The organism is Kitasatospora sp. NPDC093550, assembly GCF_044764985.1.
Taxonomy (GTDB): Bacteria; Actinomycetota; Actinomycetes; order Streptomycetales; family Streptomycetaceae; genus Kitasatospora.
Genome location: NZ_JBIWJF010000009.1, coordinates 190,495 through 214,834 on the forward strand (window position 1 = coordinate 190,495; position 24,340 = coordinate 214,834).

23 protein-coding genes and 1 riboswitch are annotated in these 24,340 nt (G+C 73.7%); of the genes, 18 read left to right on the forward strand and 5 right to left on the reverse strand.

Annotation, left to right across the window (positions count from 1 at the left end):
* Positions 1-15: 15 nt before the first annotated feature.
* Positions 16-2,244 carry an ATP-binding protein gene (locus ACIRD3_RS17090; protein ID WP_402216751.1) on the reverse strand — a complete coding sequence of 743 codons (2,229 nt, stop codon included), beginning with the start codon at positions 2,242-2,244 and terminating at the stop codon, positions 16-18.
* 218 nt (positions 2,245-2,462) lie between these two features.
* Between ACIRD3_RS17090 and ACIRD3_RS17095 the strand changes: the two genes are divergently transcribed.
* The 14 genes from ACIRD3_RS17095 to ACIRD3_RS17160 all read left to right on the forward strand — a co-directional run bounded on the left by ACIRD3_RS17095 (position 2,463) and on the right by ACIRD3_RS17160 (position 18,328).
* Entirely contained in the window at positions 2,463-2,942 is a 480-nt protein-coding gene (locus ACIRD3_RS17095) for a DUF948 domain-containing protein (RefSeq protein WP_402216754.1), read from the forward strand.
* A 4-nt stretch (positions 2,943-2,946) separates the two neighbouring features.
* Positions 2,947-3,390 carry a DUF6167 family protein gene (locus ACIRD3_RS17100; protein WP_402216757.1) on the forward strand — a complete coding sequence of 148 codons (444 nt, stop codon included), beginning with the start codon at positions 2,947-2,949 and terminating at the stop codon, positions 3,388-3,390.
* Entirely contained in the window at positions 3,390-6,059 is a 2,670-nt protein-coding gene (gene alaS / locus ACIRD3_RS17105; protein ID WP_402216760.1) for an alanine--tRNA ligase, read from the forward strand. The genes ACIRD3_RS17100 and alaS overlap by 1 nt, the downstream gene beginning before the upstream one ends.
* Positions 6,059-6,544, forward strand: coding sequence for a Holliday junction resolvase RuvX (gene ruvX, locus ACIRD3_RS17110; protein WP_402216762.1), 486 nt, complete (start codon positions 6,059-6,061; stop codon positions 6,542-6,544). The genes alaS and ruvX overlap by 1 nt, the downstream gene beginning before the upstream one ends.
* 137 nt (positions 6,545-6,681) lie before the next feature.
* Positions 6,682-7,941, forward strand: coding sequence for an endolytic transglycosylase MltG (gene mltG / locus ACIRD3_RS17115; protein WP_402216765.1), 1,260 nt, complete (start codon positions 6,682-6,684; stop codon positions 7,939-7,941).
* Between the two features lie 188 nt (positions 7,942-8,129).
* The gene (mltG, locus tag ACIRD3_RS17120) at positions 8,130-9,995 is read left to right on the forward strand and encodes an endolytic transglycosylase MltG (protein ID WP_402216768.1); all 1,866 of its coding nucleotides are present in this window, start codon (positions 8,130-8,132) and stop codon (positions 9,993-9,995) included.
* A 34-nt stretch (positions 9,996-10,029) separates the two neighbouring features.
* Positions 10,030-10,860, forward strand: a complete 831-nt coding sequence (locus ACIRD3_RS17125) for a shikimate dehydrogenase (RefSeq protein WP_402216771.1) — start codon at positions 10,030-10,032, stop codon at positions 10,858-10,860.
* A gap of 239 nt (positions 10,861-11,099) precedes the next feature.
* Positions 11,100-12,284 carry a chorismate synthase gene (aroC, locus tag ACIRD3_RS17130; protein WP_402216774.1) on the forward strand — a complete coding sequence of 395 codons (1,185 nt, stop codon included), beginning with the start codon at positions 11,100-11,102 and terminating at the stop codon, positions 12,282-12,284.
* Positions 12,281-12,802: a shikimate kinase gene (locus ACIRD3_RS17135; RefSeq protein ID WP_402216777.1), complete on the forward strand. Its 522-nt coding sequence runs from the start codon at positions 12,281-12,283 to the stop codon at positions 12,800-12,802. Before aroC ends, ACIRD3_RS17135 begins: the two co-directional genes overlap by 4 nt.
* Positions 12,795-13,886 (forward strand): 3-dehydroquinate synthase, encoded by a 1,092-nt coding sequence (aroB, locus tag ACIRD3_RS17140; RefSeq protein WP_402216780.1) that lies wholly within the window; start codon positions 12,795-12,797, stop codon positions 13,884-13,886. Before ACIRD3_RS17135 ends, aroB begins: the two co-directional genes overlap by 8 nt.
* An 8-nt stretch (positions 13,887-13,894) precedes the next feature.
* Positions 13,895-14,323, forward strand: coding sequence for a type II 3-dehydroquinate dehydratase (gene aroQ, locus ACIRD3_RS17145; protein ID WP_402217063.1), 429 nt, complete (start codon positions 13,895-13,897; stop codon positions 14,321-14,323).
* 149 nt (positions 14,324-14,472) lie between these two features.
* Complete coding sequence (locus ACIRD3_RS17150) at positions 14,473-15,336, forward strand: AAA family ATPase (protein ID WP_402217066.1); 864 nt, start codon at positions 14,473-14,475, stop codon at positions 15,334-15,336.
* A gap of 103 nt (positions 15,337-15,439) precedes the next feature.
* Positions 15,440-16,249, forward strand: coding sequence for an Fpg/Nei family DNA glycosylase (locus tag ACIRD3_RS17155; protein WP_402216783.1), 810 nt, complete (start codon positions 15,440-15,442; stop codon positions 16,247-16,249).
* Between the two features lie 72 nt (positions 16,250-16,321).
* Complete coding sequence (locus tag ACIRD3_RS17160) at positions 16,322-18,328, forward strand: AAA family ATPase (protein WP_402216786.1); 2,007 nt, start codon at positions 16,322-16,324, stop codon at positions 18,326-18,328.
* A gap of 16 nt (positions 18,329-18,344) precedes the next feature.
* Here ACIRD3_RS17160 and ACIRD3_RS17165 read toward each other — a convergent pair whose 3' ends face one another.
* Both ACIRD3_RS17165 and ACIRD3_RS17170 read right to left on the reverse strand, forming a co-directional pair.
* Entirely contained in the window at positions 18,345-20,036 is a 1,692-nt protein-coding gene (locus tag ACIRD3_RS17165; RefSeq protein WP_402216789.1) for a hypothetical protein, read from the reverse strand.
* A gap of 54 nt (positions 20,037-20,090) precedes the next feature.
* Positions 20,091-20,474 carry an ArsR/SmtB family transcription factor gene (locus ACIRD3_RS17170; protein WP_402216792.1) on the reverse strand — a complete coding sequence of 128 codons (384 nt, stop codon included), beginning with the start codon at positions 20,472-20,474 and terminating at the stop codon, positions 20,091-20,093.
* An 81-nt stretch (positions 20,475-20,555) separates the two neighbouring features.
* Positions 20,556-20,771: riboswitch (cobalamin riboswitch) on the forward strand.
* A 31-nt stretch (positions 20,772-20,802) separates the two neighbouring features.
* Between ACIRD3_RS17170 and ACIRD3_RS17175 the strand changes: the two genes are divergently transcribed.
* The gene (locus tag ACIRD3_RS17175) at positions 20,803-21,918 is read left to right on the forward strand and encodes a HoxN/HupN/NixA family nickel/cobalt transporter (RefSeq protein ID WP_402216795.1); all 1,116 of its coding nucleotides are present in this window, start codon (positions 20,803-20,805) and stop codon (positions 21,916-21,918) included.
* 61 nt (positions 21,919-21,979) lie between these two features.
* On the opposite strand, the gene ACIRD3_RS17180 is transcribed toward ACIRD3_RS17175, so the two are convergent.
* A complete protein-coding gene (locus tag ACIRD3_RS17180; RefSeq protein ID WP_402216798.1) occupies positions 21,980-22,228 on the reverse strand; it encodes a type B 50S ribosomal protein L31 in 249 nt (82 codons plus the stop codon).
* 76 nt (positions 22,229-22,304) lie between these two features.
* Complete coding sequence (gene rpmG, locus ACIRD3_RS17185; RefSeq protein WP_097238718.1) at positions 22,305-22,469, reverse strand: 50S ribosomal protein L33; 165 nt, start codon at positions 22,467-22,469, stop codon at positions 22,305-22,307.
* A 116-nt stretch (positions 22,470-22,585) separates the two neighbouring features.
* Here rpmG and rpmB point away from each other — a divergent pair, with 116 nt between their 5' ends.
* From rpmB to ACIRD3_RS17200, 3 genes are read left to right on the forward strand one after another with little or no spacing between them, the layout of a single operon-like run.
* Entirely contained in the window at positions 22,586-22,822 is a 237-nt protein-coding gene (rpmB, locus tag ACIRD3_RS17190; RefSeq protein ID WP_402216802.1) for a 50S ribosomal protein L28, read from the forward strand.
* The gene (rpsN, locus tag ACIRD3_RS17195) at positions 22,822-23,127 is read left to right on the forward strand and encodes a 30S ribosomal protein S14 (RefSeq protein ID WP_402216805.1); all 306 of its coding nucleotides are present in this window, start codon (positions 22,822-22,824) and stop codon (positions 23,125-23,127) included. Before rpmB ends, rpsN begins: the two co-directional genes overlap by 1 nt.
* Positions 23,124-24,311, forward strand: a complete 1,188-nt coding sequence (locus ACIRD3_RS17200) for a CobW family GTP-binding protein (protein ID WP_402216807.1) — start codon at positions 23,124-23,126, stop codon at positions 24,309-24,311. The genes rpsN and ACIRD3_RS17200 overlap by 4 nt, the downstream gene beginning before the upstream one ends.
* The last annotated feature ends 29 nt before the right edge of the window (positions 24,312-24,340 follow it).

Below are 24,340 nucleotides of genomic sequence, written 5' to 3' on the forward strand. Positions count from 1 at the left end.
AGCAACGGACAAGTTTCAACTATTCCGGACGGGCGAGGGTGCCGGGGCGGGCGGTACCGAGCAGGGCCCCGGACCGGCCTCCGGACCGTCCGCCGACCCCCCGCCGCCGAGCGCCCGGGAGACGGCCGCGTCCAGGTCCAGCAGGGTGCCGGCCCGGTAGCACTCCTCGTAGTCCCGCTCGCTCAGCCCGGCCCGGGCCCGCTCGGCGCACTCCTGGTGGGTGCCGAAGAAGTTCCGCGAGCCCAGGAACGGGGTGCCGACCGTGCGCCAGATCCGGTGCGCGGCGCCCTGCAGCACCCGGGCCTCGCGCAGGTTGCCCGGCTCGCCCGGGCCGCCGGGCTCGGTCTCCAGCAGTGCCAGCAGGTCGATGCCCAGCACGATGCCGAGCAGGTCGTGGAAGAGGTGGTTCAGCCGGACGCACTCCCGGGCCAGGGCCCGGGCCGGCTGGACGGCGCCGTCCAGCCAGTGCGAGTAGGCCGTCGCGTACAGCACGTACGCGTACGCCCACTGCTCGCCGTGCTCCTCGCACAGCTCGCGGGCCTGGCCGAACCAGAGCTCGCCGCTGTCCAGATCGCCCTGGAACAGGTAGGCCAGGCCCAGCTCCAGCATGGCCATCACCACGTTGCTGTTGAGCTCGCCGATGGTCCGGTAGTGCCAGAGCGCCTCCTCGAACAGCTCGGCGGCGCGGTCCGGGTCGTCGCCGATCAGCGCGGCGCAGCCCTGGCGGTGGACGGCGTAGGCGAGTGCCCGGTCGTCGCCGGTGTCCAGGGCCTGGCGGCGGCACTCCTCGAGGGCCGGGCGGGCGGCGGCGAGGTCGCCCTGCAGGGTGGCCATGTAGCCGGTGACCCAGAGCGCCTTGGCGCGGGCCTCGGTCGGCTCGCGGTCCAGGGCGAGCGCGCGGTCCAGCCAGTGCCGGCCCTCGCCGAGGTGGCCGCAGCCGACCCAGTAGAACCAGAGCGTGCCGGCCAGCAGCAGCGCGAGCTGCTCCTCGCCCGGCTCGCCGAGGCAGAACTCCAGCGCCGCGCGGAGGTTGGTGTGGGCCAGCTCGGTGCGCTCGGCGGTCTCGGCCTGCCGGGGGCCGAACCACTCGACCTCGCCCCAGGTGGCGACGCCCAGGTACCAGTCCCGGTGGCGGCGCAGCAGCCGCTGCTCCTGGCCGGCGGCGCGCAGCCAGTGGCCGCCGTACTCGCGCAGGGTGTCCAGCAGGCGGAAGCGGACCCCGAAGGCGCTGTCCTCGCGCAGCACCACGGACTTGGCGACCAGCTCGTCCAGCAGGTCCAGGACGTCCTCGGGTTCGAGGCCCTCGCCGGCGCAGACGTACTCGGCGGCCTCCAGGTCGAAACTGCCGACGAAGACCGAGAGGCGGGCCCAGAGTAAACGTTCCTGCACCGTGCAGAGCTCATGACTCCAGCCGATCGTCGTCCGCAGCGTCTGGTGCCGCGGCGGCGCCGTGCGGGAGCCACCGGTGAGCAGCCGGAAGCGGTCGTCCAGCCGGGCCGTGATCTGCTCCACCGACAGCGCGCGCAGCCGTCCGGCGGCCAGCTCCACGGCCAGCGGGATGCCGTCCAGCCGGCGGCAGAGCAGGCCGACCGCCTCCGCGTTGGCCTCGGTCACCTCGAAGGACGGCAGCACCGCCCGGGCCCGGTCGGCGAACAGCCGCACCGCGTCCGGCAGTGCGCCGGCCGCGGCCGGGCCGGCGGGCGGCGGGTCGACCGGCAGCGGCGCCAGGGTCAGCAGGTGCTCGCCGCAGGCCCGCAGGGCGGTGCGGCTGGTGGCCAGCAGCCGCAGGCCGGGCAGCGCCCGCAGCAGCGCGTCGGCCAGCTCGGCGCAGGACTCCACCAGGTGCTCGCAGCCGTCCAGCACCACGAGCATGCGGCGGCCCGCCAGTCGTTCGGTCAGGACGTCCAGCGGCGGACGGGCGGTGCCGTCGGTCAGCCGCAGGGCCTCCAGGACGGCGTGGCCGAGCAGCAGCGGATCCTGCACCGGGGCCACGTCCACCAGCCAGGCGCCGTCCGGGAAGACACCGCCCGCGCGGGCCGCCGCCCGCAGCGCCAGTCGGCTCTTGCCCACCCCGCCCGGGCCCGTCACCGTCACCAGCCGGGCGGCGGCCAGCAGGTCCGCCAGCTCGGCCAACTCCCGCTGCCGCCCGACGAAGCCGGTCACCTCGGCCGGCAGCCGGCCGTGCTCCGGCTCGGGCGGCCGCGCCGCGGACCGCCCGGGCTGTGCTCTCCAGTCGCCGGCCAAGGGCTGCTCCCGTGATCCAGGCCGGACCGTCGCGGTCCGGGCGTGCTGGGCCGTCCGCGCGACGGCCTGCCTGGCAGAACGAGGTGACCGGCCGGTAGGTTACGCGCGCGGATCGCACACCCGGTCGGATCGGCCGCGCGGACAACCCGGTCCGGAAACCGGGCGTGGGCGCGATAGGGTTCCGTCTGGAGAACAACAAGGCGAGGGAGCGCGCAAAGGTGTCCGTGGGAGAGCTGGCCGGATTGCTCGTCGCCGTGTTCTGGGCGGTCCTGGTCACCCTGCTCGCCGTGGTGCTGGTCCGCCTCTCCCGGGTGCTGAAGGAGGCCACCGTCCTGGTCTCCGCCGTCACCGAGCAGGCCGTGCCGCTGCTGACCGACGCGGGCGCCGCGGTGCGCAGCGCCAACGAGCAGCTGGAGCGCGTGGACGAGATCACCGCCAACGTGCAGGACGCCGCCGCCAACGCCAACGCGCTCTCCTCCACCGTGGCCGCCACCCTGGGCGGACCGCTGGTGAAGGTCGCGGCCTTCAGCTACGGCGTCCGCAAGGCCGTCGCCAAGCAGCAGGGCGGCCTGCCGTCCGTGCCGCTGCAGTCCGGCGAGCGCGAGGAGCTGGCCCGGCTGATCCGGGCCGAGGTGCGCGCCGCGACCGCGCCCCGCAGCGGCCTGCTCTCCCGGGTCCGGCGCGCGGTGAGGGGCTGACGGCATGGTGCGACGCATCTTCTGGATGGCGGTCGGCGCCGGCGCCACCGTCTGGGCCATGAACAAGGCCAACGAGGCCGTGCACCGGCTCACCCCGGACAGCCTCTCCGGCAGCGCCGCGCGTGGCGCACTGCACCTCGGCGACCTCGCCAAGCAGTTCGCCCAGGACGTGAAGGCCGGCATGGCCGAGCGCGAGGAGCAGCTGAAGGACGACCTCGGGCTGCGCGGCACCGCCGTGGTGGAGCCCCGGACGGCGCGCCGCGTCCTGCGCGGGGAGCCGCAGTACCGAGCTATCTCGGCGGCGCCCGGCAGCCCGGCCGCCGCCCTGCCCCCAGCCCGCAGTGCCCGCGCGGTACCCGACGGTGCCCGCACCACCCAGACCACTGAAGAAACGCCCCGCCGCGCGCTGCCGCCGCGGGGCGGCACCCCGAACCGGAAGGACCACTAATGGAGTCGGCTGAGATCCGCCGCCGCTGGCTGCGCTTCTTCGAGGAGCGCGGCCACACCGTCGTTCCGTCGGCGTCCCTGGTCGCCGACGACCCCACCCTGCTGCTCGTCAACGCCGGCATGGTGCCGTTCAAGCCCTACTTCCTGGGCGAGGTCAAGCCGCAGTTCTCGCGCGCCACCAGCGTCCAGAAGTGCGTGCGCACCCTGGACATCGAGGAGGTCGGGAAGACCACCCGGCACGGCTCCTTCTTCCAGATGTGCGGCAACTTCTCCTTCGGCGACTACTTCAAGGAAGGGGCCATCAAGTTCGCGTGGGAGCTGCTCACCACTCCCGTCGCGGACGGCGGCTACGGCCTGGAGAAGGAGAAGCTCTGGATCACCGTCTACAAGGACGACGACGAGGCCGAGCAGATCTGGCGTGACGTCATCGGCGTCCCCGCCGAGCGGATCCAGCGCCTCGGCATGAAGGACAACTTCTGGTCGATGGGCGTCCCCGGCCCGTGCGGCCCGTGCTCGGAGATCAACTACGACCGCGGCCCCGCGTACGGCGAGGAGGGCGGCCCGGCCGTCAACGGCGAGCGCTACCTGGAGATCTGGAACCTGGTCTTCATGCAGTACGAGCGCGGCCACGGCGACGGCAAGGACGGGTTCGAGATCCTCGGCGACCTGCCGAGCAAGAACATCGACACCGGCCTCGGCCTGGAGCGCCTCGCCGCCATCCTGCAGGGCGTCGACAACCTCTTCGAGATCGACACCAGCCGGATGATCCTCGACCGCGCGGCCGAGCTCACCGGCCACAGCTACGGCGCCGACCACAAGTCGGACGTCTCGCTGCGCGTGGTCACCGACCACATCCGCACCGCGCTGATGCTGGTCGGCGACGGCGTCACCCCCGGCAACGAGGGCCGCGGCTACGTGCTGCGCCGCATCCTGCGCCGCGCCATCCGCAACATGCGGCTGCTGGGCGCCACCGAGCCGGTGGCCAAGGAGCTCATCGACGTCGCGATCAAGGCGATGGCCCCGCAGTACCCCGAGCTGGAGACCGACCGCAAGCGCATCGAGACGGTCGTCATCGGCGAGGAGGCCGCCTTCCTGCAGACCCTGAAGGCCGGCACCAGCCTGCTGGACGCCGCGGTCACCGAGACCAAGCAGTCCGGCGGCGCGGTGCTCTCCGGCGACCAGGCGTTCAAGCTGCACGACACCTACGGCTTCCCGATCGACCTCACCCTGGAGATGGCCGAGGAGCAGGGCCTCCAGGTGGACGAGGCCGGCTTCCGCCGCCTGATGCAGGAGCAGCGGGACCGCGCCAAGGCCGACGCCAAGGCGAAGAAGATGGGCCACGCCGATGTCGCCGCGTACCGCGACGTCGCCGACAAGTCCGGCGCCAGCGTCTTCACCGGCTACACCCTGACCGAGGGCGAGGCCACCGTGGTCGGCCTGCTGGTGAACGGCGTCCCGTCGCCGGCCGCCACCGAGGGCGACGAGGTCGAGATCATCCTCGACCGCACCCCGTTCTACGCCGAGGGCGGCGGCCAGCTCGCCGACCACGGCCGGATCCGGCTGGAGTCCGGCGCGGTGGTGGAGATCCGCGACGTGCAGCAGCCCGTCCCGGGCGTCATCGTGCACTCCGGCGGGGTGCTGTTCGGCGAGGTCGTGCTGGGCGCCTCGGCGTACGCCACGATCGACACCGAGCGCCGCCGGGCGATCGCCCGCGCCCACTCGGCCACCCACCTGACCCACCAGGCGCTGCGCGACGCGCTCGGCCCGACGGCCGCCCAGGCCGGCTCCGAGAACGCCCCCGGCCGCTTCCGCTTCGACTTCGGCTCGCCCGCCGCCGTCCCGGGCACCGTGCTGGTCGACGTCGAGCAGAAGATCAACGACGTGCTGGGCCGCGAGCTGGACGTCACCGCCGAGGTGATGACGATGGACCAGGCCCGCAAGGCCGGCGCCATCGCGATGTTCGGCGAGAAGTACGGCGACGAGGTCCGGGTCGTCACCATCGGCGACTTCTCCAAGGAGCTGTGCGGTGGCACCCACGTCGGCAACACCGCCCAGCTGGGCCTGGTGAAGCTGCTCGGCGAGTCCTCGATCGGCTCCGGCGTGCGCCGCGTGGAGGCGCTGGTCGGCGTCGACGCGTACAAGTTCCTGGCCCGTGAGCACACCGTGGTCTCCCAGCTCACCGAGCTGGTCAAGGGCCGCCCGGAGGAGCTGCCGGAGAAGATCTCGGGCATGCTCGCCAAGCTCAAGGACGCCGAGAAGGAGATCGAGCGCTTCCGCGCCGAGAAGGTGCTGGCCGCCGCGGCGGGCCTGGCCGACTCGGCCGAGGACGTGCACGGCATCGCCGTGGTCGCCGCGCAGGTCGCCGACGGCGTGGGCGCGGACGAGCTGCGCAAGCTGGTGCTGGACGTGCGCGGCCGGCTCGGCTCGCGCCCGGCCGTGGTCGCCGCGTTCACCGTCGCGGGCGGCCGCCCGCTGACCGTGATCGCCACCAACGAGGACGCCCGCGGCCGCGGCATCAAGGCCGGCGAGCTGGTGCGGACCGCCGCCAAGACCCTCGGCGGCGGCGGTGGCGGCAAGGACGACGTCGCCCAGGGCGGCGGCTCCAACCCGGCCGCGGTCGGCGAGGCCATCGCCGCGGTGCGCGGCCTGGTCGCGGAGCGCGCCAGCTGATGGAGCCCGTCCAGGAGGAGCGCCCCTTCCGGCGGGGGCGGCGGATCGCCGTCGACGTCGGTGACGCCCGGATCGGGGTCGCGTCCTGCGACCCCGACGGGGTGCTCGCCACACCCGTGGAGACCGTCCCGGCCGGGGTGAAGTCCCAGGCCAGGATCGCCGCCATCGTCGACGAGTACGGCGCGATGGAGGTGATCGTCGGGCTTCCGCGCTCACTGAGCGGCAAGGAGGGCCCGGCGGCGGAGAAGGTCCGCGCGTACGCGGCCCGGCTGGCCAACCGGCTCTACCCGGTGCCGGTGCGGCTGGTGGACGAGCGGATGTCGACCGTCACCGCGACCCACGGGCTGCGTGCCTCGGGGGTCAAGGCGAAGAAGGGCCGCTCGGTGGTCGACCAGGCCGCCGCGGTGGTGATCCTGCAGACCGCCCTTGAGTCCGAACGGGTGAGCGGACGCCCGCCCGGTGAGAGCGTCGAGGCGGTCGGCTGAGGAGCCTGATCTAACGTCCCGTTTGAGGGGTCCGTGCGGACGCGTCCGCACGGACCCCTCTTTCGTTCGTTTCCGTTTCCGTTTTGGATCGATTGAGGTCGATCCGGATCGATCTGGGACCGCCGAGGGGACGCGCCATGACCGACCAGGACTTCCACCCGGGGCTCACCCCCGGACACCTGGGTGCACCGGTACTGGAGCCGGAGGGCCGTCCGCCGTCCGCGCCCCGTCCGCGCTTCGATGCGCCGGATCCGCACCGACGGCGCAACGGGCTGGCCTGCGGGCTCACCGCGCTCGCGCTGATCGCGGTGTTCGGCGGGATCGGCCTGACCGGGTACACCTGGTTCCAGGCGCAGCGCAAGCCGCCCGCCGCCGCCGACTTCGCGGGGCCGGGCACCGGCAGCGTCCAGGTCTCGGTGTCGGAGGGCGCCGGCCTCTCCCAGATCGCCTCCGCGCTGGTCCGCAACGGGGTGGTGGCCAGCTCGCTCGCCTTCACCCGGGCCGCGAAGGGCAGCGCGGCGGCGGCCGGACGGATCCAGCCCGGCACGTACACCCTGAAGCAGAAGATGTCCGCGGCGGCGGCGCTGGCGATCCTGGTCGACCCGGCCAACGCCAACGGCCTGACCATCCCCGAGGGCTGGCGCGGCTACCAGATCTACGCGGCCGTCGACAAGAAGCTCGGCCTGCCCGACGGCACCACCCAGCGCACCGCCCAGGAACAGGGCGCCGAACTGGGCCTGCCGGAGTTCGCCAACGGCAGCCCCGAGGGCTACCTCTTCCCGGCGACGTACGCCGTCACCGACGGGACCACCGCGATCGACCTGCTGAAGCAGATGGTCGAGCGGGCCGGCAAGGAGTACAGCCGGGACGACGCCACGGTCGTCGCGCAGACCCTCGGGCAGAGCGTGTACGGGCTGGTCACCGTGGCCAGCATGGTCCAGGGCGAGGCCGACAACACGGAGGACATGGGCAAGGTGGCCCGGGTGATCTACAACCGACTGGCCAAGGGCATGCCACTGCAGCTGGACTCCACGATCAACTACGCGCTCGGCCGCTCGACCCTGAACACCAGTGTCACCGAGACCAAGCTGGACTCCCCGTACAACACCTACCTGCACCCGGGGCTGCCGCCCACCCCGATCTCCAACCCGGGGCGGCAGGCGATCATGGCGGCGCTGGACCCGACGCCGGGGGACTGGCTGTACTTCGTCACCGTGAAGCCCGGGGACACCCGCTTCACCGACAGCTTCGCCGTGCAGCAGCGCAACGTGGCGGAGTTCAACGCCTACCGGGCGGCCAAGCCCAGCGCGTCGGCGACGGCCTCGGCGTCCGCTGCGGCTTCCGGCTCCGCGTCGGCCCCGGCGGCGCCGGTCGGGCCCGGTGCGGCGACTCCGTAGTGATCTTGTGTGCCCTCCGTGAGGTCGCCCGCTGACGCCACGTTCGCCCGGCCGGGGGTAAGGCTGCGGTACGGTAACGTCTCCCTCCAGGCGTCGCGCTAGCACGCCGGTTCGAGATTCAGCCGGGACGAAGCCGTCCCGGACGGCCGGTCCGATCCGCCGGTCGTCACCGTCGGTTAAGGGGATCAATGACCGATCTGGGCGGGGGCTACGGCCCCCAGGGCGAGCCGTGGCACCCCGGTGATCCCGGGTACGACGGCCGGCAGCCGGTCCCCGGCCAGCAGGACGGCCAGTGGCAGCAGCAGTACCCGCAGCAGGGCCAGCAGGGCCAGCAGCCGTACGGCGACGCGCAGCAGGGGTACCCGCAGCAGCAGATGCAGCAGGGGTACCCCCAGCAGCAGATGCCGCAGCAGGGCTACCCGCAGGGATACCAGCAGCAGGGGTACCCGGGCGGTCAGCAGGGCTTCGTGCCGCAGGGCCAGGCGCAGCAGGGGTACCCGCAGCAGCAGATGCAGCAGGGCTACCCCCAGCAGCAGATGCCGCAGCAGGGCTATCCGCAGCCGGGCTACCCCCAGCAGGGCCACCCCCAGGGCCAGTCCCAGGGATATCAGCAGCAGCAGGGATTCCCGGGGGGCCAGCAGCAGGGCATGCCGCAGCAGATGCAGCAGCAGGCCGTGCCGCCCCAGCAGCAGATGGCGCCGCAGCAGGCCCGTCCGCAGGCGGCGGCTCCCGCGCCCGCTTCGGGGCCCGGGCCGGACGGCATCGACTGGGAGGCCGAGGCCGCCGCGCTGGAGTCCGGTGCCGACCCGGTCGGTGAGGTCCGCGAGAGCGGGACGGACGAGTGGGACGGCCGGGAGGACGGCCGGCCCGAGGATGCCGGGTACGCCGAGGAGCACGCCGAGGCGGGCGGGTTCCTCGGTGAGCAGGACGAGTCCCGCGAGGCGAAGAAGAAGCGCAAGGAGAAGGGCAAGAAGTCGGGCCGCCGCAACGGCGGCGCCTGCCTGCTGGTCGCGCTGGTGCTGCTCGGCGCCATGGGCGGGGCCGGCTGGTGGGGCTACGGCTTCTACCAGGACCACTTCGGCCCGCCGCCGGACTTCACCGGCGAGGGCACCGGCTCCGTCCAGTTCGAGGTCAAGAAGGACGCGGTCGCCGGGCAGATCGGCCTGGCGCTGAAGAACGCCGGCGTGGTGAAGAGCGTCGACGCCTTCACCAAGGCCTGCAGCGCCGAGCCCAAGTGCACCTCCGTCCAGCCCGGCTTCTACGGTCTGAAGAAGGAGATGCCGGCCGCCGCCGTGCTCAAGGAGCTGCTCGCCCAGGCGGGCGGCGCGGCGATCGTGGTTCCCGAGGGCAAGAACTCCACCGAGATCTACGCCCTGATCGACACCAAGTTGAAGCTGCAGAAGGGCACCACGGCCGGCATCGCCCAGGCTCAGATCAACGACCTCGGCCTGCCGGCCTACGCCAACGGCAAGATCGAGGGCTTCCTCTGGCCGACCCGCTACAACATCGCCGAGGGCATGAAGCCCGAGGACCTGCTCAAGCAGATGGTGAAGAACGCCACCGAGAAGTACGCCGGCCTGGACTCCCAGGCCGCCTCCGTGGGTCTGAAGACCGGGTACGAGGTGATCACCGAGGCGAGCATCCTCCAGCGCGAGGGCAACAACGTGTCGGACTTCGCGAAGATGGCCAAGACCATCCAGAACCGGCTGGCCGCCGGCGGGGAGATCAACCACCGGCTCGGCATGGACACCACGCTCCAGTACTCGCTGGGCCGCAAGGAGCTCAACAAGGGCGACATGGACGACGCGGCCAACAAGTACAACACCTACATCAACCCCGGCCTGCCGCCGACGCCGATCTCCAACCCCGGCGACGACGCGCTGAACGCGGTGCTGCACCCGGCGGACGGCAAGTGGCTGTACTTCATCGCGATGTCCCCGACCGAGACCCGCTTCGCCGAGACGAGCAAGGAGCACTACGCCAACGTCAAGGAGTACTGCCAGGCGGCCGGGCAGAACTTCGACGAGGCCCGTGGCCACTGCACCACCAAGTAGCCCCGGCCGTACGGTCGTTCATGGAGAGGCAGCGTTGACCAGCAAGCACCGGGCGGCCGTCCTCGGCTCGCCGATCGCCCACTCGCTCTCGCCGGACCTGCACCGGGCCGCCTTCGCGGCGCTCGGCCTGGACGGCTGGCGCTACGACCGCTTCGAGGTCGACGAGGCCGCGCTGCCCGGTTTCGTCGCCGGGCTGGACGAGTCCGAGTGGGCGGGGCTGTCGCTGACCATGCCGTTGAAGCGGGCGATCATCCCGTTGCTGGACGAGGTCAGTGCGACGGCCCGCTCGGTGGACGCGGTGAACACCGTGGTGTTCACCGCCGACGGGCGGCGCACCGGGGACAACACCGACGTCCCCGGGCTGGTCAACGCGCTGCGCGAGCGCGGGATCACCGAGGTGCCGGGCGCGGCCGTGCTGGGCGCCGGGGCCACCGCCTCATCGGCGCTGGCCGCGCTCGCCCAGGTCTGCACCGGCGAGGTGACGGTCTACGTGCGCAGCGCCGAGCGGGCCCGGGAGATGGCCGAGCTGGGCGAGCGGCTGGGCGTGGTGGTGCGCACCGCCGACTGGGAGCGCGGGGCCGAGGCGCTGGCGCAGCCGCTCACCGTCTCCACCACGCCGGTCGGAGCGACGGACGGCTTCGCGGGCGCATTGCCGGCCGAGCCGGGGGCGCTGTTCGACGTGCTGTACCACCCCTGGCCGACGGCGCTGGCCGCCGCCTGCGCCGAGCGCGGGTCGACCGTCCTCGGCGGGCTGGACCTGCTGGTGCACCAGGCGGTGCTGCAGAGCGAGGCCTTCACCGGGCGGACGCCCGGGCCGCTCGCGGCGATGCGCGAGGCCGGGGAGAAGGCGCTCGCGGGGGGCTGAGCCGGACGGCCCGGGCGGCTTCCGGTCCGCTCGGCCCTCCGGTGGGCCGCCGGGTGTCCGCGATGTGGACGTCCGGTCGGCGAGCTCCGGCCGGTCACCGGGTGGATTGCCGTCGGTCGCGTCCGGCACGCGGACTCCGGGCCCCGGGTGCCGCCGGGTCATGAAAGGATTCAGGCAGAAGGCACGCTCGGGCGGGCCCCGGCGGTGCCGTGGGCCGGTCCGCTGATGAAGGAGCTCCGTTGGGTACGTTGCGCTGGCTGACGGCGGGGGAGTCGCACGGCCCCGCACTCGTCGCGACGCTGGAAGGCCTGCCCGCCGGTGTACCGGTCACCACCGCCGTGGTGGCCGACGCGCTGGCGCGCCGTCGGCTCGGTTACGGCCGCGGGGCGCGGATGAAGTTCGAGCAGGACGAGGTGACCTTCCTCGGCGGTGTCCGGCACGGTGTGACCATGGGCAGCCCGGTCGCGATCATGGTCGGCAACACCGAGTGGCCGAAGTGGGAGCAGGTCATGTCGGCCGACCCGGTCGACCCCGAGGTGCTCGCGGGCCTGGCCCGCAACGAGGCGCTCACCCGCCCCCGCCCCGGCCACGCCGACCTGGCCGGCATGCAGAAGTACTCGATCGAGGAGGCCCGGCCGATCCTGGAGCGCGCCAGCGCCCGCGAGACGGCCGCCCGGGTCGCGCTGGGCGCCGTCGCCCGCGCCTACCTCCGCGAGGTGGCCGGGATCGAGATCGTCAGCCACGTGGTCGAGCTGGCCGCCGCCAAGGCGCCGGCCGGTGTGGTGCCGCTGCCCGCGGACGAGGCCCGGCTGGACGCCGACCCGGTGCGCTGCCTGGACGCGGACGCCTCGAAGGCGATGGTCGCCGAGATCGACCAGGCCCACAAGGACGGCGACACCCTGGGCGGCGTGGTCGAGGTGCTGGCGTACGGCGTGCCGGTGGGCCTCGGCTCGCACGTGCACTGGGACCGCCGGCTGGACGCGCGGCTGGCCGCCGCGCTGATGGGCATCCAGGCGATCAAGGGCGTCGAGGTCGGTGACGGCTTCGACCTGGCCCGGGTGCCGGGCTCCAAGGCGCACGACGAGATCGTCCCGACCCCCGAGGGCGTCAAGCGCACCTCCGGCCGCTCCGGCGGCACCGAGGGCGGCCTGTCCACCGGCGAGGTGCTGCGGGTGCGCGCCGCGATGAAGCCGATCGCCACCGTGCCGCGGGCGCTGCAGACCCTGGACGTGCGCACCGGCGAGCCGGCCAAGGCGCACCACCAGCGCTCGGACGTCTGCGCCGTGCCGGCCGCGGGCATCGTCGCCGAGGCGATGGTCGCCCTGGTGCTGGCCGACGCCGTCAACGAGAAGTTCGGCGGCGACAACGTCACCGAGACCCGCCGCAACGTGCAGGGCTACCTCGACCACCTGATCATCCGATGACCAGTCCGGTTGTCGTGCTGGTCGGCCCGCCCGGCAGTGGCAAGTCCACCGTCGGGCGGGCTCTGGCCGAGCGTCTGGGCGTCGGGTTCCGGGACACCGACGCCGACATCGAGGCCACGGCCGGCAAGCCCATCCCGGAGATCTTCATCGACGAGGGCGAGCCGCACTTCCGCGCGCTGGAGGTGGCGGCCGTGCGCGCGGCCGCCACCGGCCACGACGGGGTGCTCGCGCTCGGCGGCGGCGCGGTGATGGCCGGGGCCACCCGCGAGCTGCTGCGCGAGCTGCCGGTGGTGTTCCTGGAGGTCCCGCTGACCGACGCGGTCAAGCGGGTCGGCCTGGACGCCCCGCGACCGCTGCTGGCCGTCAACCCGCGGGCCCGCTGGCGCGAGCTGATGGAGGCCCGCCGCCCCCTCTACCTGGAGGTGGCCACCGCCGTGGTCGACACCGCCGGGCGCACCCCCGAGCAGGTCGCGGACGCCGTACTGGAAGCACTGGAGCTGAAGACCCCCCATGACTGACACCACCGTCAGGATCCACGTCGGCGGCAGCGCCGGCCACGACCCGTACGACGTGCTGATCGGGCACCAGCTGCTCGGTGAGCTGGCCCCGCTGATCGGCACCCGTGCCAAGCGGGTCGCGATCATCCACCCGGAGGCGCTGGCCGCCACCGCCGACGCCATCCGCGAGGACCTGGCCGGCGAGGGCTACGAGGCGATCGCGCTGCAGGTGCCCAACGCCGAGGACGCCAAGAGCGCCGAGGTCGCCGCGTACTGCTGGTCGGTGCTCGGGCAGACCGGGTTCACCCGCAGCGACGTCGTCGTCGGCCTCGGCGGCGGTGCCACCACCGACCTGGCCGGCTTCGTCGCCGCCACCTGGCTGCGCGGGGTGCGCTGGATCTCCATGCCCACCACGCTGCTCGGCATGGTCGACGCGGCCGTCGGCGGCAAGACCGGCATCAACATCGCCGAGGGCAAGAACATGGTCGGCGCCTTCCACCCGCCGGCGGGCGTGCTGGCCGACCTCGGCACCCTGGAGACCGTGCCCAAGCACGACTACGTCTCCGGCCTCGCCGAGGTCATCAAGTGCGGCTTCATCGCCGACCCGGCCATCCTCGACCTGATCGAGGCCGACCCCGAGGGCGCCAAGACCCCGGCCGGCCCGCACACCGTCGAGCTGATCCGCCGCGCCATCCAGGTCAAGGCCGACGTGGTCTCCGGGGACCTCAAGGAATCCGGGCAGCGCGAGATCCTCAACTACGGCCACACCCTCGGCCACGCCATCGAGCGCAACGAGCGGTACAAGTGGCGGCACGGCGCCGCGATCTCCATCGGCATGGTCTTCGCCGCCGAACTCGGCCGCCTGGCGGGCCGGTTGGACGACGAGACGGCCGACCGGCACCGCACCGTGCTGGCCTCGGTCGGCCTGCCGCTGAGCTACCGGGCGGACGCCTGGCCGAAGTTGCTGGACGCGATGAAGATCGACAAGAAGTCGCGCGGGGACCTGATCCGCTTCATCGTGCTGGACGGCCTCGGCAAGACCTCCGTGCTGGAGGGCCCCGACCCGTCCCTGCTGGTCGCCGCCTACGCGGAGGTCTCGGCGTGACCAGGGTGATGGTGCTCAACGGGCCCAACCTGGGCCGGCTGGGCAGCCGGGAGCCGGACGTCTACGGCGCCACCTCCTACGCCGGGCTGGTCGAGCGCTGCACCGCGCTGGGCAAGGAGTTCGGCTTCGAGGTCGAGGTGCACGAGACCAACTCCGAGCAGCAGATGGTGGAGTGGCTGCACGAGGCGGCCGACGGGCAGGTGCCCGTGGTGATCAACCCGGGCGCGTTCACCCACTACTCGTACGCGATGCGGGACGCCGCCGCGCAGCGCACCGCGCCGCTGATCGAGGTGCACATCTCCAACCCGTACGCCCGGGAGACCTTCCGGCACACCTCGGTGATCGCCGCGGTGGCCTCCGGCACCATCGCCGGGTTCGGGCTCGGCTCGTACGAACTGGCGCTGCGCGCGCTGGCCGAGCAGCGCGCCACGCGCTGACGACCGGTCGGACCGGGGCGCACGGCCCGGCGGCGGACTGTGCCCGCCGCCGGGCCGCCGTGTAGTGTCCCCGCTGAGAGGTGTCGGGAGGTGCCGTGACGCAGTACGCCGGAGGTGGGCAGGTCCCGCCGCGTCCCGCCGCTCCGCCGGTGCCGCCGGTGGGCGGTGCGGGAGCGTCCCCGTCGGGTGCGCCGGTTCCGCCGCCTCCTCCGCCGCCGGTTCGACCCGCACCGGCTCCTGCTCCAGGCCCGTCGGCTCCTGCTCCCGCGCCCGGCCCGGCTCATGGGCCCGCGCCGGCTCCCGCGCCCGCGGCCGGGCCCGCGCCGGCTCCGGCCGCGGTCCAAGCGCCCGCCCCGGTGCCCAGCGCGCCGGTCCCCGCGGGCGGCACCGGGCACTTCGTGCTGCCGTCCGGGATGCCGGTCCAACTGCCCGCCCACCCGCAGCAGCACGCGCCCACCGGGCCGATCGCCGTCCTGCTGATCGGTCCGGCCGGGGCCGGCAAGACCACCGTCGCCCGCTACTGGGCCGAGCGGCGGCCGACCCCGACCGCGCACATCAGCCTGGACGACGTCCGGGAATGGGTGCAGTCCGGCTTCGCCAACCCGCAGTCCGGCTGGAACAACGCCTCCGAGGCGCAGTACCGGCTGGCCCGCCGCACCTGCGGCTTCGCCTGCCGCAACTACCTGGCCAACGGCATCTCCTGCATCATCGACGACGCCGTCTTCCCGGACCGCCCGGCGATCGGCCTCGGCGGCTGGAAGCGGCACATCGGCCCCGGCATGATCCCGGTCGTGCTGCTGCCCAGCCTGGACTCGGTGCTGCGCCGCAACGCCCGGCGCAGCGGCAACCGGCGCCTCGGGGACGAGGAGGTGGCGCGGATCCACGGGCGGATGGCCGGCTGGTACAACTCCGGGCTGCCGATCATCGACAACTCCTCCCTGGACGTGGCCGGGACGGCCGCCGAGCTGGACCGGGTGATCCTGGCCCGGCTGATGGGCATGCCCGTCCGCTGACCGGTCGGGCCCGGGGCGGTGTCGGTGCGGGCTGCGATGATGGAGGTGTCCTCGGGCCCCTGCGGCGGCCCGTCCAGTCGAACCACCGGGGGAGCTGACGCCCGTGCCGGAAGGCCACATCATCCACCGCCTCGCCGTCGAGAACCGGAAGGCCTTCGGCGGCCGTCCGGTCCGGGTGTCCAGCCCGCAGGGCCGGTTCGCCGACGAGGCCAAGGTGATCGACGGGCAGCTGCTCACCGGCGCCGAGGCGACCGGCAAGCACCTCTTCCTGGGCTTCGAGGAGGGCGCCTGGGTGCACGTCCACCTCGGCCTCTACGGCGGCTTCACCTTCGGCACCGGGCCGGCGCCCGAGCCGGTCGGGCTGGTCCGGCTGCGGCTGGAGGGCGAGGACGGCTACGCCGACCTGCGCGGTCCCAACACCTGCGCGCTCGTCACCGACGCCCAGAAGGCCGCCGTCGCTGCCCGGCTCGGCCCCGACCCGCTGCGCGCGGACGCCGACCCGGAGGCCGCCTGGCGCCGGATCACGGGCAGCCGCACCACCGTCGCCGCACTGCTGATGGACCAGAAGGTGCTGGCCGGGGTCGGCAACGTCTACCGGGCCGAGGTGCTGTTCCGCCACGGCATCGACCCGCACCGGGCCGGGCGCGACCTCACCCGGAAGGAATGGGACGCGATCTGGTCCGACCTGGTCGCGCTGATGCACGAGGGCGTCGCGGCCGGCCGGATCGACACCGTCCGTCCCGAGCACACCCCCGAGGCGATGGGCCGTCCGCCCCGCGTGGACGACCACGGCGGTGAGGTGTACGTGTACCGGCGGGCGGCCATGCCCTGCCTGGTCTGCGGCACGGACGTCCGGACGGAGGAGCACGCCGCGCGCAACCTCTTCTGGTGCCCGACCTGCCAGGCGGCCTGAGGCGCGGATTCCGGCCGCCGGGCCGGTCCGCAGCCCGTAGGCTGGGGCCGACCGGCCGGAGGGAGCAGGCTGATGGAGCGGCGGGACGTGGCCAACACCGTGTCAGGCACCACGGTGGGCGGCCACCTGGTGCAGGCGCAGCACATCGGCGCGGTGCACGTCCACCAGCCCGAGGAGTCGCCGAGACCGCATCAGGTCCGGCGTCCGCACGGCCCGTTCGTCAACCGGGAGCCGGAACTCGCCGCATTGACCGCCGCCCTGGGCCGGGTCGAGGCGGGTGAGCTCGGCGTGGTGGTGTTCACCGGCCTCGGTGGGGTGGGGAAGACCGAGCTGATCGCCAGGTTCACGGAGCAGCACCGGGCGCGCTTCCCGGACGGGGACCTCTACGCGGATCTCCAGGCCTACCGGCACCAGGGCGGGGTGGACCTGCCGGAGCTGCTGGCGGGCTTCCTGCGCGCGCTCGGCACCGAGCCCCCGGCGGTGGAGGCCGAGCGGTTCACCAGGTTCCGGACGGTCACCGCCGGGCGCCGGTGCCTGTTCTTCCTGGACAACGTCGAGCACGCCGCCGAGGTCCGGGCGCTGCTCCCCTCCGGGGGACTGGTGGTGGTCGCGAGCCGGCGAAGGCTGCCCGCCCTGCGGATGGACGGCGCCGAGGTGCGGCAGCTCGGGCCGCTGAGCCCGGAGTCCGGCGCCGAGCTGGTGCGGACCTGGCCGGGCTCCGAGCACGGCACCGAGGAGGAGCTCTCGGCGCTGGTCGAGCTGTGCGGTGGCCTTCCGCTCGCGCTGAGCGTGGTGGGCAGTCAGCTGCTGGACCACGAGAACCTGCCGATCGGTGAGGTGGTGGCCGAACTCCACGACCGGGAGGGACGGTTGGCCGTGCTGAACGATGAGGACGGTGACCTCGGCCCGAGCTACGACGCGGTGTACGACCGGCTGCCGGCGCCGGGCAAGGCGCTCTACCACCTGATCGGCGTGCACCCCGGCCCGTTCCTGTCGGTCGGACTCGCGCAGGCGGCGGGCATCGAGCGGGCCGCGCGGGTGCTGTCGGAGCTGCGCGCCACCCACCTGGTGGACGAGGTGGTGGACGACGACACGTCCGAGAAGCGTTTCCGCGCCCACGACGTGGTGCGGCTGCACGCCTACGGCCGGGTCCGGGAGCGGCCGGACCGGGTCGAACTGCTCGCCGGGGTGGTGGCGTACTTCCGGGGCAGGGCCTCGGTGGCGGACCGGGCGATGGGGCCCCGGCTGCGGTTGCAGGACCCGAGCGGCGACGGGCTGCCGGGATTCCCGTCCGGCGCGGCCGCGCTGGAGTGGCTGCACGCAGAACGGGCCAACCTGCGCGCGGTGGTGGAGGCGGCGGCCGAGCAGGGCTGGCACGGCGAGGTGTGGCGGCTGTGCGAGTCGCTCTGGCCGCTGTACCACGGTCGCAAGCTCTACCAGGACTGGATCGCCACCCACCGGCTCGGTGTCGAGTCGGCGCACTGGGACAACCAGCCGGATGCCGTGGTGCGGATGCGCAACCAGCTGGCCCGCGCGTACTACGAGCGCAAGGAGTACCCGCTCGCCGCCGAGCAGGTGGCGCTGGCGGCGGAGCAGCTGCCGCTGGTGACCAGGCGTCAGGTGGCGGGGGTGCTGCACGAGACGGACGGCCTGCTCTGTCTGGCCGACGGCCGTCCGGGCCGGGCGGTGGAGCGGTTCGCGCTGGCCCTGGAGGAGAACCGGGGCGACCCGCACGGCGAGATCGTGCAGAGCTACAACGTGGCGCAGGCACTGATCGCCGACGGTCGCCCGGACGAGGCGCTGACCGTGCTGGCCGGAGCCGCCGCGCAGGCCGGGGCCACCGGGGACGAGGACATGCTGATGAAACTGCCGCTGGTGACCGCCCGGGCCCACCGGGCGCTGGGACAGCTCCTTCCCGCGGTCGCGCACGCCGAGGACTGCGTCCGGAGGGCGAAGGCGCGGAGCCAGTACGCCAAGGAGGCCCAGGCGCACACCCTGCTGGTCGCCCTCGCCGCGGAACTGGACGACCCGGAGCTGGCCGAGCGGAGCCGGGCCCGGCTGCGGGAGCTGGCCGGCTAGGGCCGCACGACCCTCCCTAGGGACCGGTGGTGAAGGACACCCGGGTGCGGTGCCGGCCGGTGCGGACGGTGAGGCCGTGCTCGGGCAGGCCGGCCGGGTCGCCGCCGTCGGCGAGCCAGCAGGCGACGGCGGAGCCGAGCAGCAGCGGGTCGAGGCGGGGATCGGGGCGGCCGAAGCCCCGCTCGGCGCGGGCTTCCAGCAGCAGGCCGCCGTGCAGTCGGAGAAGGTGGAGGGCCGGGCCGAGGGCGGCCACCGCGACGGCGAGGCCGGGCAGTTCGCGGGTGGTGTCGGCGAGCCAGTCGACGGCGGGGCGTTCGGCGTGGGGCTCGGTGCGGGCGAGGACTTCGGCGGTGTACCGCAGGGCGTCGTCGGGGTGGTCGTCGGTGAGGGCGTGGAAGCCGCGCGGGCTGTGGTCGTGGCGGGGGACGGGGTAGCGGCGCAGGCTGACCTCGGTGGCGTCGCTCGTGCCCTCGACGTCGTACGCGGTGGGCCCGTCACTGTCCCCGTGGTCGGGCACGGGCTTGGGGTAGGGCGGCAGGACGGGTTCGCCGGCGGGTTCGTCGAGGCCGTCGAGGAAGGAGTAGAGCAACGGACGCAGCAGCCGCGCGGATTCGCCGCGGTGGGCGAGCGAGCGGTCGGTGATGTCGGTCAGGTCGGTCAGGTCGGCCTGGTCGGACGGGTCCCGGGCGAGGGCGCGTTCGAGTTGGGCGGCGAGGTCGCCGCCGGGGTCGAGCACGGGCGCGGCCTGGCCGAAGGCGTAGCCGGGGGACCTCGGGTCGAGCTCGGCGGCGCCGGTGGCGACGACCATCGTGGGGTGCTCCAGGGCGGCGCCGTAGACGGAGACCGAGCCGTGGTCGCCGATCATGACGTCGGCGGCGACGAGCGCGGCCTGCCAGCCCTGGTGGGGCGGGATGAGCCGCAGGCCCATCCGTCGGGCGTCGTCGAGCAGGGCCGCGGGGTCGTGCCGGCTCCAGATGTTGGGGTGCAGCACGACGGCCACGGTGTACTCGTCGGCGGGCAGTCGGCGGACCAGTCGCTGCGGCAGGTCGGGGTGGCGGCCGAATAACGAGTACTCGCTCCAGGTGGAGTCGACGACGACGAGCCGTCGGCCGTCGACGGCTCCGAGCGCGGCGCGGTAGGCGTCGCGGGAGCGCCGGCTGCGCAGCATCCGGTCGAAGCAGGGGTCGCCGACCACTCGGGCGACGTCCAGGGCCTCGGGGCAGGAGACCCGCAGGCGGTCCAGCTGCTCGGGGTGGGAGAGGCCGAGGACGTCGACGAACACCCGGCCGCGGTGGGTGAGTTCGTTGCGGGAGAGCCCGGCGGCGCTGACCGTGTCGCCGGTGGACTCGGTGACGAGCCGGTTGTAGCCGGCGCCGTGCGGGAGGACGACGAGTCGGGCGTCCAGGCGGTGCATGGAGGAGTGGACGGCGCAGGCGACGGCCAGGTCGAAGCGGTGCCGGACGGCTTCCTCCCAGTCCAGCAGGGTGAAGCCGGGCAGGCCGCGCAGGTAGTCGTCCAGGGCGCGGTCGGCGAAGGCGGAGCCGGGGTTGACGGTGAAGTAGCGGGCGATGCCGTCGGGGTTCAGCAGGGCGAGGACGTCCAGGACCCGGGTGGCGGAGGTGAGGGTGCGGGCGACCGCCAGCACGCGGGCCTTGACCGGCCGGGTGTTCCAGCGGTCGGCGGGCCAGGCGTGGGGGTGGGACGGCACGCCATGATCGTACTCATCCGGGTACCGGCCCGAGGGCTGTTCGCCGAGTGTCGGTCAGCCCGCCGCAGCGGTGGGCTCGTGGTGCTCGGCGGCGGCGCACTCGTCGAGGAGGGGGCGCATGGCCTCGTCCACGAGCCGGTAGCGCACCACCCGGCCGTCCTTGTCGCCGGTGACCACCCCGGCCGTGCGGAGCAGCCGCAGCGCCTGGGAGACGGCGGGGTCGCGCATACCGGTGGCCACCGCGAGGTCGGTGACGGCGAGCGGGCCGGCCCGGTGGAGGGCGAGCAGCAGGGAGAGCCGACCGGGGTCGGCGAGCAGGGAGAACCGCTCGGCCCAGGACCGGACGTGCGCGGTGTCGCCGATCGCGGCGATGGCCTCGCAGACCCGGTGCCCGTCGATGGTGCGGTGGCCCGCGCGGTCGGCCGGTACGAGATGCATGCGGACATTCTTGCAGGCGGGGGGCTGTGATCCTGGACACCTGCGCAGGTGCGCAGCCTTGCATGGGTCGGGACGGACCCCTACGGTGTAGCCCGCCGTGGTGTTCGGGAAGACCGGTGACGGACCCTCAGGGGTCCGGATTCCGGAGCGGCCCTCGCCACTGTGATCGGGCATTCCGCCGGCTACCCGGGGGAGTGGAGTCCGTACCCCTGACGCCACTGGCGCCTCGCGCGCTCGGGAAGGCGGGTACGGGTGTCCCCGTAAGCCAGGAGACCGGCCACGGCACTTCACGAAGTGATTCCACGAGGTGCTGGAGCGTGATCCGCAGATGACCCTGCCCGAAACCGCCGCCATCGACGCGAAGGCGGCGCCGTCGGTGCTGCCCGGCTTCAAGTGGAGGCGCGAGGACACCGTCCGAACGGCCGGGCTGATGGGGGTGATCCTGGCCATGCACGTGGTGGCCTTCGGGACGCTCGTCTTCCTGGTGGCGCCCGAACGGTACGCGGTGGGCACCCAGGTCTTCGGGGTGGGCCTGGGCATCACCGCGTACACCCTCGGCATGCGGCACGCCTTCGACGCCGACCACATCGCGGTGATCGACAACACCACCCGCAAGCTGATGGCGGACGGGAAGCGGCCGGTCTCGGTGGGCTTCTGGTTCGCCCTCGGGCACTCCTCGATGGTCGTCCTCATGGCGGCCCTGGTGGCGGGCGGCGCGCAGCTGGCGGACACGCTGATGGACGACGAGTCGACCACCCACAAGTGGCTCGGCCTGATCGGGACGACCACCTCCGGCGTGTTCCTCTACCTGATCGGCGCGCTCAACCTGGCGGCGCTGCTCGGCATCATCAAGGTGTTCCGGGCGATGCGGGCCGGGCAGTACGACGAGGCGCAGCTGGAGGCGCACCTCGACTCGCGCGGCTTCATGGCCCGGGTGCTGAACCGGGCGACCCGCTCGATCACCCGGCCCGGGCAGATGTTCCCGGTCGGCATGGTGCTGGGCCTGGGCTTCGACACCGCGACCGAGGTCACCCTGATGGTGATGGCCGGTTCGGGTGCGGCCTCCGGGCTGCCCTGGTACGCGATCGCCTGCCTGCCGCTGCTGTTCGCGGCCGGGATGAGCCTGTTCGACACCCTGGACGGGACGTTCATGAACTTCGCGTACCAGTGGGCCTTCTCCAACCCGGTGCGCAAGGTGTACTACAACCTGACCATCACCGGGCTGTCGATCGCGGTGGCCTTCATCATCGGCACCATCGAGCTGGTCGGGGTGCTGCACGAGAAGTTCGACCTGACCGACCCGGTGACCGGCTGGATCGCGGACATCTCGCTGGACAACGTCGGCTACGCGATCGCCGGGCTGTTCGTGGTGGTCTGGGCGCTGGCGATCGGGTACTGGAAGCTCGCCCGGGTCGAGAACCGCTGGGCTCCCCGGGAGCCGTGAGCCGCGCGCCCGGCCGCGCCGAACGGCGCCTCCCCACCCGGGGAGGCGCCGTTCGGCGTTCTCAGTGCTGGTCGCCGTAGCGCTGGCGGAAGCGCTCGACCCGGCCCGCGGTGTCGAGCACCCGGGACTGGCCGGTGTAGAAGGGGTGGCTCGCCGAGGAGATCTCGACGTCGATCACCGGGTAGGTGCGGCCGTCCTCCCACTCGACCGTGCGGTCACTGCCGACCGTCGACCGGGTGAGGAAGGCGAGGCCGCCGACCTTGTCGCGGAAGACGACGGGGCGGTAGGCGGGGTGGATTCCGGGCTTCATGGACGGGCTCCTCTCGGGGGCGGGGGGGTGGGGCCGGGGGTGCCGGCCGGTACCGGGTGCGGTCGGGGTGCGCCGCTCAGCGCTCCTCGCGGAAGTCGACGTGCCGGCCCGCGACCGGGTCGTACTTGCGCAGGACCATCCGGTCCGGGTCGTTGCGGCGGTTCTTGCGGGTCACGTACGTGAAGCCGGTGCCGGCGGTGGAGCGGAGCTTGATGACGGGGCGCAGTTCGCTGCGGGCCACGGGGTTCCTCCTGGGTCCTGGGGTGCCGGTTCGAGACCGTACCTGAAATGGAAGTCATTTTCATCTGGTGTAACGTGAGCCCGGTCCTGCCCATTCCCGGACGCCAGGGAGCACCCATGTCCGCCCACTGCCGGCTCACCGGCCGCCGGCCCGGCTTCGGCAACGCGATCTCGCACTCGCACCGCCGCACCGGCCGCCGCTTCGACCCCAACATCCAGCGCAAGCGCTACTGGCTGCCCGGCGAGGGCCGGTACGTCCGGCTCGTGCTGAGCGCCAAGGGCATCCGCACCATCGACCGGATCGGCATCGAGGCGGCCGTCGCCCGCATCCGGGCCCGCGGGGAGAAGGTCTGATGGCCAAGCAGAGCAAGATCGCCAAGAACGGGCAGCGGCGCGCGGTCGTCGCGCGCTACGCCGAGCGCCGGGCCGAACTGAAGCGGATCATCGCCCGCCCCGGCACCGGCCCCGCCGAGCGCGCCGCCGCGCAGGCCGAACTCGCCCGCCAGCCGCGCGACGCCAGCGCCACCCGGGTCCGCAACCGGGACGCCGTGGACGGCCGCCCCCGCGGCTATCTGCGCGCCTTCGGCCTCTCCCGGGTCAACCTGCGCGCGCACGCCCACGCGGGCCACCTGCCGGGCGTCCGCAAGGCGAGCTGGTGAGCGGCGTGGACGGCCTCCCGCAGCGGATCAAGCTGCCGGTGGTCGTCGTCGCCGGACTGCACGCCGACCCGCGCCGGGACGCCGTCGAGGAACTGGCCGCCGCCGCGGTGGACGCGGTGGTGCTGCGGCACGACCTGCGGGACGCCTCGCTCGGCCTCGTCCACCGCGAACTGCGGGACGCCGAAGGGCCGTTCGACGAGGACCGGGTGCCGCTGACCAACGACTGCCCGTGCTGCGCCCTGCGCGAGGACCTGCTTCCCCGGCTGCTGGAGATCGCCGACGAGGGCCGGTACGGGCTGGCGATCGTCGAACTCTGGGGCGGCAGCGATCCGCACCCGGCGGTCGAGGTGATCGCCGGCGGAGAATCGGACGGCCGGGACCTCGCGGACGCCGTCGAACTCGCGGGCGTGGTGACCGCCGTCGACCCGGACCGGCTGATCGGCGAACTCTCCGTCCCCGACGACCTCGCCGAACACGGCGAGCACACCGCCCGACGGGACGAGCGGACCCGCGCGGAGGCGCTCGCCCACCAGATCGAGTACGCCACCACGCTCGCCGTGCCGCGCGCCGCGGCGCACGCGCCGGGGCTCGCGCTGCTGCGCCAGCTCCACGCCACCGCCCGGGTCGTCCGGCTCGGCACCGGCACCCTCACCCGCGCCGCGCTCGGCGGCTTCGACGTCGCCGCCGCCCGCGACCGGGTCAACCCGGCGATCGCCCTGCTGCCGCAGGAACGGGACGAGGCCGGGGTCACCACCCTGGTCTGGACCCGCCGCCGGCCCCTGCACCCGCAACGGCTGCACGAGGCGCTGGAACTGCTCGTCCCGGCCGCGCAGCGCAGCCGCGGGCGGTTCTGGCTGGCCAACCGGCCGGACCTGCTGCTCGCCTGGGACGCGGCCGGCGCCAACCTCGCGGTCGAGGAGTGCGGGCCGTGGCTGACCACCCTGCCCGACGCCGCCTGGGAGCTCTACCCGCCGGCCCGGCGGGCGGCCGCGGCCCTCGACTGGCACCCCCTGCACGGCGACCGGGTCCAGCAGCTCAGCTTCACCGCGGAGGGGCTGGACGCCGACGGGATCACCGACCTGCTCGACTCCTGCCTGCTCACCGACGCCGAACTCGCCGCCGGCGAACCCGGCTGGAAGGCCCTGCCCGACGCCTTCCGCGACCTGCTCGCGCCCGTCCACTGAAATCGCGCCCGTCCACCGAAGGAGCCCGC